The 12,115-nt window shown below is 43.4% G+C and carries 10 protein-coding genes; all 10 read right to left on the bottom strand.

Going from position 1 to position 12,115, the window contains the following annotated elements:
• Positions 1-24 precede the first annotated feature (24 nt).
• Complete coding sequence (locus ACSYSH_RS04230) at positions 25-1,413, bottom strand: Nramp family divalent metal transporter (RefSeq protein ID WP_252773422.1); 1,389 nt, start codon at positions 1,411-1,413, stop codon at positions 25-27.
• Positions 1,414-1,859: 446 nt separating this feature from the next.
• Positions 1,860-3,260, bottom strand: coding sequence for an Nramp family divalent metal transporter (locus ACSYSH_RS04235; RefSeq protein WP_491702648.1), 1,401 nt, complete (start codon positions 3,258-3,260; stop codon positions 1,860-1,862).
• Between the two features lie 401 nt (positions 3,261-3,661).
• Entirely contained in the window at positions 3,662-4,675 is a 1,014-nt protein-coding gene (locus ACSYSH_RS04240; RefSeq protein ID WP_491702324.1) for a cation diffusion facilitator family transporter, read from the bottom strand.
• A 99-nt stretch (positions 4,676-4,774) separates the two neighbouring features.
• Positions 4,775-5,497: an NAD-dependent protein deacylase gene (locus ACSYSH_RS04245; RefSeq protein WP_489816091.1), complete on the bottom strand. Its 723-nt coding sequence runs from the start codon at positions 5,495-5,497 to the stop codon at positions 4,775-4,777.
• Between the two features lie 26 nt (positions 5,498-5,523).
• Positions 5,524-6,495 (bottom strand): nitrate ABC transporter ATPase, encoded by a 972-nt coding sequence (locus tag ACSYSH_RS04250; protein WP_491702323.1) that lies wholly within the window; start codon positions 6,493-6,495, stop codon positions 5,524-5,526.
• Positions 6,476-7,714 carry a hydroxymethylglutaryl-CoA reductase gene (locus ACSYSH_RS04255; protein ID WP_491702322.1) on the bottom strand — a complete coding sequence of 413 codons (1,239 nt, stop codon included), beginning with the start codon at positions 7,712-7,714 and terminating at the stop codon, positions 6,476-6,478. Before ACSYSH_RS04255 ends, ACSYSH_RS04250 begins: the two co-directional genes overlap by 20 nt.
• Entirely contained in the window at positions 7,707-8,651 is a 945-nt protein-coding gene (locus tag ACSYSH_RS04260; RefSeq protein WP_252773416.1) for a Ppx/GppA phosphatase family protein, read from the bottom strand. Before ACSYSH_RS04260 ends, ACSYSH_RS04255 begins: the two co-directional genes overlap by 8 nt.
• 109 nt (positions 8,652-8,760) lie before the next feature.
• Positions 8,761-9,924 (bottom strand): LCP family glycopolymer transferase, encoded by a 1,164-nt coding sequence (locus ACSYSH_RS04265; protein WP_489816094.1) that lies wholly within the window; start codon positions 9,922-9,924, stop codon positions 8,761-8,763.
• Positions 9,925-10,133: 209 nt separating this feature from the next.
• The gene (locus ACSYSH_RS04270; RefSeq protein ID WP_491702321.1) at positions 10,134-10,862 is read right to left on the bottom strand and encodes a CAP domain-containing protein; all 729 of its coding nucleotides are present in this window, start codon (positions 10,860-10,862) and stop codon (positions 10,134-10,136) included.
• Between the two features lie 142 nt (positions 10,863-11,004).
• Entirely contained in the window at positions 11,005-11,979 is a 975-nt protein-coding gene (locus ACSYSH_RS04275; protein ID WP_252773413.1) for a beta-ketoacyl-ACP synthase III, read from the bottom strand.
• Between the last annotated feature and the right edge of the window lie 136 nt (positions 11,980-12,115).

Consider the following 12,115-nt stretch of genomic DNA (forward strand, 5'->3'; position numbering starts at 1 on the left):
TACAACTTCGGTATCTTTACTGATTTATCCGAAATATTGTGGGAAGAATTGGTCAAGAACCAACCAAACATTAATGGCAGTCAAGACAGCAAAACAAATCCAACCAGTCCAAGTAATCCACTTACGGTTAGCATATTCGCCCATAATCTTCTTTGAAGAAGTAAAGTAGATTAATGGTGCCATTGAGAATGGCAAGGCAATTGACAAGAAGACCTGTGTGGCAGTAATCAGGTTATCCAACTGAGCTTCGTTACCACCGTAAATAATGGTAATCGCCAAAACCGGAACCAAGGCGATTCCACGGGTAATGACACGACGGAGCCACATTGGCACACGTAAGTGCAAGAAACCTTCCATGATAATTTCACCGGTCAAAGTACCAGTAATTGTTGAGTTTTGTCCGGAAGCCAACAAGGCCAGGGCAAACAACGTTGACAAGATTGGTGAGGCAATCGCACCGGCAATCTTTGTGTCACCCAAGGCATTATACATGGACTTAAATGAGTCCAATTCTTGAGCATGTCCGAAGAACAAGGCGGCACCAACAACCAAAAGCAAAGTGTTCACCACAAAGGCTAACGTCAATTGGATGTTTGAATCCCAAGTCATCAACCTGACAGCATCATGAACTTCTTCAGGGTTTTCATGATCAACCTTACGAGTTTGTGAAATTGATGAGTGCAAGTACAAGTTGTGTGGCATGACCGTGGCACCAATGATACCAGCGGTCAAGATCAAAGGACTCTGCAGTCCCTTCAGTGATTCAGGTGAAATCACCTTTGGTTGTGGCACATAGCCATAGAACAATGATGCCCAGTCAGGCTTTGACAAGATTGTCAGATAAATGAAAACAACCAGGATGGTCATAATCAAAGTCATCACAATCGCTTCTATCTTACGGAAACCGAACTTCATCAGCAACAACAGCAAGATAACATCAAGAGCCGTCAAGAACACCGTGATCAGAAGTGGCCAGCCAAAGAGCAAGTTCAAGGCAATGGCACCACCGACAACTTCGGCGATGTCCGTTGCAATCAAGGCTAACTCCGTCATCACCCAAAGTGAGTAACGGCCAAACTTGTTCGTTCGGTTACCAGTAGCCTGAGCCAAATCTTCTTGTTTCACAATACCTAACTTACCAGCCATGTATTGCAAAAGCATCGCAATCAGTGAAGAAATCAAAACAATTGACAGCAACAGGTAGTGGTAAGAAGCACCACCGGCTACTGACGTTACCCAATTACCTGGATCCATGTAACCCACGGCAACCAGGGCACCAGGCCCTGAGAATGCCAGCAAGCGCCGCCAAAAAGGGGCGCCCTTTGGCACTTCAATCGTGCCGTTTACTTCTTGCAAACTCTTATCGCCCGTGTGTTCGATAAGGGAATGGCTCTTCTTTACGGGATTATCCATAATATCTCTCCTTCGGAATTCTCCTTAGGGACAAAGCAATTAAATTCTCACTCGAAAAAACGACCAAAGTAAAAAAGCAGTCTTCCACCCTGATCTCATTGAAATTTAGGCAGACCGGTCAATCCACCATGTATTTTTTTCAAGTGCTAAATAATTTTCATAAAGGATTTCATTCAACTTGGTTGTTGAAAGCTTATGAAAGCTACTTAACTCAATGACTTCTTCCTAAGTCTATAGTAAGTATTACACCTGACAATTCTAAGGTCAAGTGATATTTTTGTAATGTTGCAAACAAATTGTAACATTTTCAGTCAAAAGACCGCTATACCAATCTTAAAGAATCATAAATGATTTAAATTTCACTTAATCTTTTTCTGATTTTCCCTGGTTTTTCACAATAAAAAAAGGAATTATTCTAAATTAAATTGAAATCATTGTCATTTTCCTTAAGCAAAAAACTGACCTACTTGTTCAAAAACAAGCCAAATATTGAGCACTGTTAGAACCATAAAGCAAATCCAGCCAACGATGGTCACACTTCTTTTGTTCACAAACTGTCCCATGATTTCCTTGGAGGAAGTAAAATAAAGCAACGGTGCCATCGAAAATGGTAGAACAACAGAAAGGAAAACTTGCGTACCAGTAATCAAAGCATCCAAATCACGTTCATTGCCGCCATACAAAACAGCAATGACAATCACTGGTATTAAAGCGACGCCACGGGTAATCACGCGCCGCAACCACATCGGAATCTGAAAGTGTAAGAAACCCTCCATAATAATTTCACCGGCCAAAGTCCCAGTAATAGTCGAGTTTTGCCCGGATGCCAATAGCGCCACTGCGAACAACGTTGAGAGCACTGGTGAGGCAATCGCACCAGCCATTTGCTGATTTTCTAAGGCCAAGTACATGCCCTTAAATGATGCCAATTGGTTGGCGTGGCCATAAAAAAGGGCCGCACCAACAATTAAGAGTAAGGCATTGACAATCAAGGCTATGGTCAGCTGGACGTTTGAATCCCAAGCCATCCACTTGATAGCCTCTTTGATTTCGGCAGGCTTTTCCTGATCAACTTGGCGGGTTTGAACAATCGATGAATGCAAGTAAAGGTTGTGCGGTGTGACCGTGGCACCAATAATGCCGGCCGCTAAAAACAGCGGACTCGATAATCCATGAATTGACCGGGTTGAAACCACTTCTTTTTGTGGTAATAATCCGCCAAATACACCTGCCAAATCAGGTTTTGCTAAGAAAACCAAGTATAGGCAAACAAATAAAATTGTTAAAATCAGGGTCATGACGATCGCTTCAATTTTACGAAAGCCGAACTTCATCAGCCCTAGCAATAAGATGACATCAAAAGCCGTCATGACAACGGTCAGCAAGAGCGGCCAGCCAAAGAGCAGGTTAAGGGCGATTGCCCCACCGACCACTTCGGCAATATCAGTTGCAATCAAGGCCAGTTCCGTGATCAACCAGAGAAAATACCGTGTCGCTTTCTTCGTTCTTTTAGCCGTTGCCTGGGCTAAGTCTTCTTGGGTTACGATCCCTAGTTTACCAGCCAAATACTGTAACAGCATACCAATAGCAGCCGATAGCATCACAACCGACATCAAGAGATAGTGGTAGGATGCCCCTCCCTGAACGGATGTCACCCAATTGCCAGGGTCCATATAGCCGACAGCGATTAATGCGCCCGGCCCTGAAAATGCAAGGAGGCGGCGCCAGAATGAACCAGACTTCGGGACGACGATTGTCCCGTTGACCTGTGCCAGGCTTTTATTCTGAGTGCCGCCTTGCGTGAGCAATGCGCCATGTGGCTGATTATCAGTGGTTTGTTGTACCATCATGATCATGATTCTCCTTTGGAAAATTAGATTCCTCAGGAAGTCATCAAACGAATTAAATTGTCTTGAAAATCATCATTTTTTCAGTACCACTAAAAATGCCAAAAAAGACCAGCAATTTTGTGGCCGAAAAGGATGCAAGTGCTAAATAATTTTCATAACGTCCGCCAAGTACAAGCTTGAAGTCTTATGAAAGCTAGTTAACCCGATTGGTCTTCCTGAGTTCTCGTTCATCATACACTGGTGAGGGCTCAGGTCAAGGACAAACTAATTTTTATGCCCAGTAGTCATGAAAACTGCAAAAGAAAAACGCCATGACAACAGTCATCTTAGCGCTTTATCTCTTTTATTAAATTTCACCTTGAAATTAACTTTTGCTGGCCATTTTTACTGGCAAGACTTTAAATCGTATTACAATTTTCTTGATGTTCGGCTGCTTCTAACTGAATCGTGACATGTTGGATAGCAAAATCTGTTTTCAAATCATCCTCAACTTGAGTTAAAAATTCCTGACCGTGGTCCTGATCAAAAACATTATCAGCGACGGATAAATGCACTGTTAACGCCGTTTCAGTAGTCGAAAGTGGCCAGATATGCAAGTCATGCATCGCCAACACTCCCGCTTGGCTGACCAAATACTGACTGATGGCAAACTCATCAACCGCCTCCGGTACGGCATTAATCGCTAGATTGACAGTTTCGTGCATCACTGGCCAAGCAGAAGCCAAGATAATCACGCCAATCATCAGCGATACAATTGGGTCAATCATCTGCCAACCAGTCAAATCAATCAACCAACCTGCTACAATGACGCCAAGCGAAACCCCGGCATCCGAAAGCAAGTGTAGATAGGCCGTTTTCGCATTTAAATCCTGACCATGCTGGTGACCATGTTCATCAGGTGTATTCGAAACCTTAAACAAAAGAGCTGTTGCTAGATTGACCACAATTCCGATTGCTGCCACAATGGTGATAATTGTCCCGTTTGTGTGAACTTGTCCTGGCGCAATTAAGTCACGAACCCCTTCGATAAAAATCGTTCCAAGCGCAAAGAGCAACAAAATCATATTAAAAATTGAAGCTAAAATCGATACGTTATGCCAACCATAAGTCTTCTTTCTAGTCGCCTTGATCGCAAACACGAGAACGGCTAACCAAGCAATGACAAGTGCCAACACATCAGACAGATTATGAAAAGCGTCTGCAAACAAGGCTGTTGAATGAGCAACTTTGGCAAAGACTAATTCACTTAAAACAAAAACTAGATTAACGGTAATCCCGATAATATAAGGCTTTTGCGATAGCTGTTGCGGTGTGGCATGCCCATGATTATGTGCCTGTATTTTCTGTTGACTCGGTGTTCTTGGTGCATGAACAGCGGCATTCTGCCGGTTGTCGCCTTGATCATTCGTCATAAAACTTCCTCCTGAAAAACATATTAATCTTTTTTCATATAAATTACAAACAAAAAACCTCCGTCTTGTAGACAAAGGTTTAAAATAACTGATTTACTTTCATTTGGATGTGGTCTTGACGACCAGTTCCTCAAAAAACTGACCTGCATCCCCCGCAATTTGTTCAACTTGACCCGGTACCGGGATGGCGGTTAGATTAACCGCCATTAATTTTGCGGTTGGCTTAGCGTAGGCCAAAAGCCCCGCGAAGGGATAAACGCGAAAGGACGTCCCAACAACCACAACCAAATCAGCCTGCTGTACCCAAGAAATCGCTTCTTGAATGTACTTTGGTTGCTCTCCATAAAAAGTAATATCCGGTCTAATTTTTGCATGATCAGATAGCCGATACAAACTCTTTTGATATTCGGCTAATGTCACCTTGGCGCCATCTTTGGGAACATACAAGTTGTAGAGTGAGCCATGAAATCGAATCAGACGGTCTTGCTTGACGCCGGCAGCAACATCCAAATCATCAATATTTTGAGTGATAATTCGGCCACGGCCCGCTTGAGTAAAGGCTGCCATCTTTTCATGAATGACATTTGGCTTGGCAGCTGGAAAATAAAGATTTTCCTGCATAAACTGGTACTGAATTTCTGGAATTTCAGCAAAAGCTTGGTCGGACAAAAGATATTCCGGCGCAAGGTCAAGTCCTTGATAAACACCATTTTTTGATCGATAATCCGGAATACCAGAAAGAGTCGAAACACCTGCTCCGGTCATAAAAACAATCGATTTTGCTTGATCAAAGTTTTCTTGAACTGCTGGGCTAACAAGCATTGTCTTCCCCTCTTTCAATCACAATGTTACTGACGCAAAATATATGGCAAGGCCAATTTTGTTAACAACTCCTTAACAGACGTTTGGTATAGTTCAGTAAAAAATTTCGGCCGATCAGCCTCATTCTTTGGGGGTGTCACCACAAAAGTATTTTGATGGTCTTGCTTACCAACGCCAACAAAAGCGGTTTCCTTCGTTTGGAAATCAGTCATTTCAGAATGGAAAACTTCATAGAGGTTGGCAACCGGTCCATCCAACTGCCGTTGCGACAAAACTGGTGTCAAAGTTACGTATTGGTTGGCGTTAACCGTTGGTAACTCGAATTCGGTCAAGCTTTCATCTAATCCCGCAAACAAGCGCAACATCTGCTTACGGATTTGTCGAGCATCCTTCAAATTAGCCGCCAAAATTGGCGCAGCTAATTTTTCAGCCTGTACAGTCGCCCGCGGATAGTCCTCTTTTAATGTCGCCAGCGCGTCCGCTACCAATGGAGACAAGCCGACCCTATCAGCTGCCGCCAAAAAGATTTGTGCGTCCAAAACTGTTAGCAAGCGGAAAAGGTCCTCACCATCGACCTTAGCTGTTTCGACCGACAATTCATCTTGAACACCGGCCAGGAAAGCGCCGACAGTGTCAGCGGTCAAGAAGCCTTGCTTTGCTAACTCTTGATAAGTGATGGCATGCAGAACAGTCCGATGCAAACGGGTTGCAATCGTGATTAACTGTTGGTCAAGGTCCTCATCGTTAAAGGTCAAAGCAAAATAAATTTGTGGCGTAATCCCATTCAAAGTCAAAACTAACTGCAAAAGTTCATTACCTAGGACAAAATCAGCTTCCGTTTGGTCGGGTACTTCAATCAACAGGCGGTCTGCCAAAGCAGACTGTTCGGCACGGTCAATACGAAGCATCCCATCCTGTTTCTGCCCAACTCGGGTCATCACGGTACCAGGATAGATCTGATTGGCCTGCTCTAAGAGCTCATTTAACTTCGGATTCATGGTGACGCAGTTCTCCTAATAATTTTTTTGCATTTTCTTCGTTAATTACTGATGCCTTGGCTAATTTTTTAGCCAATGGCACAATTTCTTCTTTCGTTGCCCCAACTGAAATGGCCAGTAAACGGGCTTGCATGCGCATGTGCCCGGCTTGAATGCCTTCGCCTGCAATTGCCTTTAAGGCAGCCAGGTTCGAGCTAAGGCCAACAGACAAAACGATTTTTTTCATTTCATCTAATGTTGGGTTGCCCAACAAGGCCAAATTATCCTGTGCTTTGGTCAGACCGGCAATGGCGCCACCAACAAGACCAAGATTCAATGGCAGAGAAAACTCCCCCTCTAAAAATTCGTGGTCAGCGCTCACTCGCCAGTTAGTGAGCGCCTGATACTGTCCTGTCCGGCTAGCATAGGCATGTCCTGCGGCTTCAACCGCGCGCCAATCGTTTCCCAATGCCAAAACAACGGCAGATAGACCGTTAAAAATGCCCTTATTTTCAGTTACAGCCCTGTCCGGGTCAACCTTGGCAAAATCAGCTAAGTCAACAATTCGCTGGGCAGCAGCAATGCCTCCCAAGGCTGTGACTGGCACACGGCCAGTAACACTGACCACGCTTTGGTGACCCGCATTGGTCAAAATTGCTCCTAAAATTTGTTCATCAAAGGGCGCAAAAATTGCCCGAATACTCTCCAAGATGGTATTAACGGCATTTGCCCCCATTGACTGGCTAGTATCAACTAGAATATCCAGACTTGCCCGGTGACCACTAACATGACGGAGGTTAATGCTCCTTAAACCACCACCACGACGATAAAGGCTTGGTTTTGCCTCTTCAGCCGCTTGAAAAATTTCGTATTTGTTAGCCGTTACAAAAGACTGCAGCTGCTCAAAATCAATGTTTTCAAAGAGAATTTGCCCGCCCAGGATTGCCTGGCTGGTACCAGCACTTTTAAAGCCACCGCCCATTTTAAACAGGCGGGCACCGTTATTCGCCGCTGCAATGACAGAGGGCTCTTCAGTGACCATTGGTACTTGATAAAACTGGTTATCCAAAACTAAATGCCTGACCATTCCCTCTGGCAAGGAAAAATCAGTCAAATAATTCTCAACTAAATCCTGGTGTGCAACTTCTTGGTCTTTTACGAACCGCGCCATCATTTCTTCTGGCAAGTTCAATAAGTCGAGTCGTTCTTCTGGCGTTAATTCGTAAAATTTTTTAGTCATCGATTTCTTCTTTTTCCTCAAACAGGCTTTCAATTAGTCCTTCGCGAACACCAGATTCTGAAAAGATTACCTGGGGTGCATTTAAAACACTAATTAAGTTCAATACCGGCAACAGGCCCGATATGATGATATCGGCCCGATTTTTCTCTAATCCGGCAAGATGTTCCCGATCAGCTCGAGACATCTGAGCAATCTGATGAAAAATTTTGCCAACCTGGTTGGCTGGCATCATAAAACCGTGGAGGGCCTTTGGATGATACACCAATTCTTTTTGTTCGGCCATTTTTGCTAAGGATCGATTTGCTCCACCTAAAAGAATAACCGGTAGGTTTTGACAATCATCGAGAAAATCCAACTGGCGATAAGCGGCCTGAATATCCGTGTTCGCCTGTTCAATATTAGCTTCATCAATCCTGTCAGCCAAATGATAGCGCTCCGAAAGGTTAACCGCGCCAAAGGGAACCGATACCTCAGCTAACGCCTGGCCATTTTTAAAGGGGATTAATTCGACAGATGCACCACCAGTGTCTAAAATGACACCATTGAGCACATCCGGCAACGCCTCTCGAACACCGAGAAAATCGTAGTGAGCCTCTTCTTGACCAGTCAAGACTCGGAAGCTAATTTCTGCTTCGTCTCTGACCCGCTCCAAAAATTCTGCTTGATTCTTAGCAGAACGGACGGCCGCCGTTGTGATGGCGTAAACCTCACTAACTTGATAATCTTCAATTTTTTGCCGATACTTCTGCAAAACCTTAATGGTCCGAGCCATTGGTTCTTCTTGCAAAATCAGATTCCGCCCCATGTTTTGCGAAAGTCTTGTATCTTCCTTTACGCGCAAAATCTCCGTGTAGCTTTCATTTGAATGTAATTGTTCAATCACTAACCGCGTCGAATTACTGCCCAAGTCGATAATGGCAATTTTTCTATCTTGCATATCAGACCCCAATCGTTTGATTATTACTCAGTATAACACGAATAATCGTCAAGAAAAAAGCCAGCCGAGGCGTTTTTATCGCCACGAGCTGACTGTTTGATTCAAAGATTTATTGAACTAATTTCTCATTAATTTGTGCTAAAGCATAGGCCGCCGAACGCAACTGATCAGATGGCACATCACTAGCAAACTGAGAACCAGTTTCCTTAGCTTTCAAACCAAGCTGAGACCTTAAGAGGTTTGTTATCCGTTGTTTCTCGGAGGTTGGCACCATCTGGTAAGAAACACCTTCGTACATCACGCCCTGACCTTGCAAATGATCAGAAACTTGGTTTTCGACAGCACCACGATACTTCTGGGCAATTTTAACAATGTCGTTAAAGGACAAATCCGTCTGAGCATTCTTTGAAATTGCCTTGACGAAACTTGGATCAATCAACGTCTTAATGTTAACTGCCTTCTTAAGCATTGCTTCCAATACTAAGCGCTGGCGTTGTTGACGACCATAATCACCTTGTGGGTCATCATAGCGCATCCGTGAAAAGGCCAATGCAGCATCACCATCCATTACTGTCTTACTTGCTGACCAAGTCACACCGTTATCCGTTGACTTTTCATAAGAAGTCGAACCTTTGTGGAAGCGATACAAATCTGGGCCATAATCATGAGCCGTTGCTTGACTATATTGGAAGGAGAGTGGTGATTTAACTGAAACACCGCCAACCTTCTTAACTAAGGTTTCTAAGCCCTTCATATTAACTAGCGCATAAGTATCAATTGGCACATTCAAGTAATTTTGCACAGCCTTCATGGAAGCACCAACCCCATCCAAACTATAGGCGGCATTTAACTTCTGTGGGAAGGTATCCTCATCACCAGGAATAGCCGTCATAATATCACGTGGAATTGAGACCATTGTGACCTTATTTTGCGTTGGATTAACGGTAGCAACCATCATTGAATCACTTAAACCAGTCCGATCACGATCAAGTTCGCCAGTATCAGTTCCCAAAATCAAAATTGAGAATGACTTACCTTGGGCAATCAAACTTGAGACATTGCGGGTCTTTGAAATTTTAGCCGATTTTTGTATTGAATCAATGGAACCTTTATATTCGCTATAGAGGTAAGCACCCCAACCGATTACACCAACCACAATGGCAAGCAGGATATATAAAATCCAACGTTTCACACGACTCTTCTTTTTCTTTGTTTGACGGACTTCATCAAACCGTCTTTGCCGTGAAAATTCATTATTATTTTGATCTGCCATAAGAACTTCGACACTCCATTTTTTCGCCGTATTTGCGCGCTTCCTGACTGCGCCCTCATGTTTTCTTATCTTACCACAAATGTAGTTGAATCAATAAAATATGGAGCTATTTGTCTACTTACTAACCATATTTAACTTTTTCTTAAACAAAAAAACACCTACATACTAATGTAAGTGTTTTAGTTTAAATTAAGATTAATCGATTAAGATTAGCCAGCGATACCAACGATAGTACCGTCAACGATGCCAAATCCAACCTTTGTGAAGCTGGCGTTCATCAACCAGTTACGGTGAGCTGGTGCAGCAATCATACCAGTTTCGTTGTACCATGCATCAACAACTTGGCTTGGAGCCCAGTCGATAGCAACAACTTCAGGTCCTGCAACTTGTTGCATGTGACCAGTTGGCAAACCACCATTTGCAACGGCATTTTCAGCACGTGATTGTGCACGAGCAGCCAATGAAGCATCGTATGATACAGGTGCCAAACCAGCAGCTGCACGCTTAGCGTTCATAGCGTTGATGATTGTCTGAACTGAACCATTGGCACCAGCTGAGTAAGTGCTGTAATCAGTTGATGAAGTAGTGGTAGCAGCTTGTGCCTGAGTGTTTGTAGTTGTAGTAGCTTGTGTCTGAGTAGTTGCTACAGAAGCAGTAGCAGTAGCAGCAGCAGTTGTTGCAGCAGTTGTGTTGTCAGCTGCGGCTGCGGCTGTTCCATCAGTCTTGATAACGTCACCAACAAAAATCAAGTTAACGTTTTGAATGTTGTTCTTAGCAGCCAAGTCATCAACAGTCGTGTTGTTGTTGGCAGCGATTTGTGACAAGGTATCCCCTGCCTTAACAGTAATATCGTTGGCTGAAGCAACTGCTCCGGCACCTGCAAACGCAGCTGCACCAGCCACCGTCGCTAAAATAGTTTTGGTAATAGTATTCTTCATGAGAGACATCTCCATTTTTTTCTGCTTATGTTTGATTAGTAAGTGCTTAACTTATGCTTAATCTATATATTCATTTTAGACACTGGTTATTGCCAGTCTCTTTCTATAATGTTACACAGGTATTACATTTAACTCTTTTAAATTACAAAGAACCTTGGTAGAGCAACGATCCGTAGGTAAAACCTGCTCCAAAGCCAGTCAGCAAAACCTTTTTCTTTTCTAAATCCGTACTTTCTCGTAATTGGTCAAAGGCCATCGCAATCCCTGCCGAAGACGAATTACCATACTGTTGAACGTTCGTAATAAACTTTGCCATTGGTTGGCCCAAAGTTTCAGCCACTTTTTCAATCATTCGTAGGTTGGCTTGGTGCAAAATCACGTAGTCAACATCATCTATCGTTAATCCTTGATTAGCTAAAAACTTTTCAATATGGTTGGGGATCAAAGTCGTTACTTCTTGATAAACCATCCGTCCTTCCTGGAAAAAGGCATCAATCTTTGGATAATTATCGGCACTCAAAGATGTTAATGGTTCAATCCGACCGGAATGAACCACATCTGCATCCCCTATCGTGTGCAAATCAGTGGCCAAAACTTCACCCTGTTCGCTCGGAGCTAACAAAACAGCTCCAGCACCATCACCAAAAAAAACAGTACTCGTTCGATCACGAAAATCCATCATCTTCGAATTAACTTCGGCAGCAATCACCAAGCCATATCGATACTGTCCGGCCTTCATAAAGTTATCGGCCGTCGTCAAGCCAAACACAAAGCCGGCACAAGCAGTAGACAAATCAAAACCAAAGGCTTTTTTTGCTCCTAAATTGCGTTGCACCAAAGCAGCCGTTGAAGGTGCCAGACCATCCGGGGTAAAAGTGGTCACAATGATAAAATCAACTTCTTCTGCTGAAACGCCAGCCTCATCCAAGGCCCGTTGAGCTGCCTGCGTTGCTAAATCGGATGTGTTCTCACCTTGCAAAGAGACATGGCGTTTCTGTATTCCGGTGTGACTGACAATCCATTCGTCCGAAGTATCAATCACTTTCGCCAAGTCGTCGTTTGTCACAACATCTTTTGGCACGTAGTGACCACTGGCAATTATTTTACTTCCAAACATATTATTACCTATATAAATAAAACCAATCCATCTTAGAACTTTGTCAATAATGTGTAAATTGTCTTACTAATTTACACGGCTCATATTAACCTAACATAAAAACCCCACCAAAGGTGAGGATTTTTATTACTATTCG

The sequence above is a fragment of the Fructobacillus sp. ESL1117 genome (genome assembly GCF_058508565.1).

Coding starts and splice junctions, on each gene's coding strand:
- ACSYSH_RS04230 (WP_252773422.1), bottom strand. CDS start 1,413: ATGGATAATCCCGTAAAGAAGAGCCATTCCCTTATCGAACACACGGGC.
- ACSYSH_RS04235 (WP_491702648.1), bottom strand. CDS start 3,260: ATGGTACAACAAACCACTGATAATCAGCCACATGGCGCATTGCTCACG.
- ACSYSH_RS04240 (WP_491702324.1), bottom strand. CDS start 4,675: ATGACGAATGATCAAGGCGACAACCGGCAGAATGCCGCTGTTCATGCA.
- ACSYSH_RS04245 (WP_489816091.1), bottom strand. CDS start 5,497: ATGCTTGTTAGCCCAGCAGTTCAAGAAAACTTTGATCAAGCAAAATCG.
- ACSYSH_RS04250 (WP_491702323.1), bottom strand. CDS start 6,495: ATGAATCCGAAGTTAAATGAGCTCTTAGAGCAGGCCAATCAGATCTAT.
- ACSYSH_RS04255 (WP_491702322.1), bottom strand. CDS start 7,714: ATGACTAAAAAATTTTACGAATTAACGCCAGAAGAACGACTCGACTTA.
- ACSYSH_RS04260 (WP_252773416.1), bottom strand. CDS start 8,651: ATGCAAGATAGAAAAATTGCCATTATCGACTTGGGCAGTAATTCGACG.
- ACSYSH_RS04265 (WP_489816094.1), bottom strand. CDS start 9,924: ATGGCAGATCAAAATAATAATGAATTTTCACGGCAAAGACGGTTTGAT.
- ACSYSH_RS04270 (WP_491702321.1), bottom strand. CDS start 10,862: ATGAAGAATACTATTACCAAAACTATTTTAGCGACGGTGGCTGGTGCA.
- ACSYSH_RS04275 (WP_252773413.1), bottom strand. CDS start 11,979: ATGTTTGGAAGTAAAATAATTGCCAGTGGTCACTACGTGCCAAAAGAT.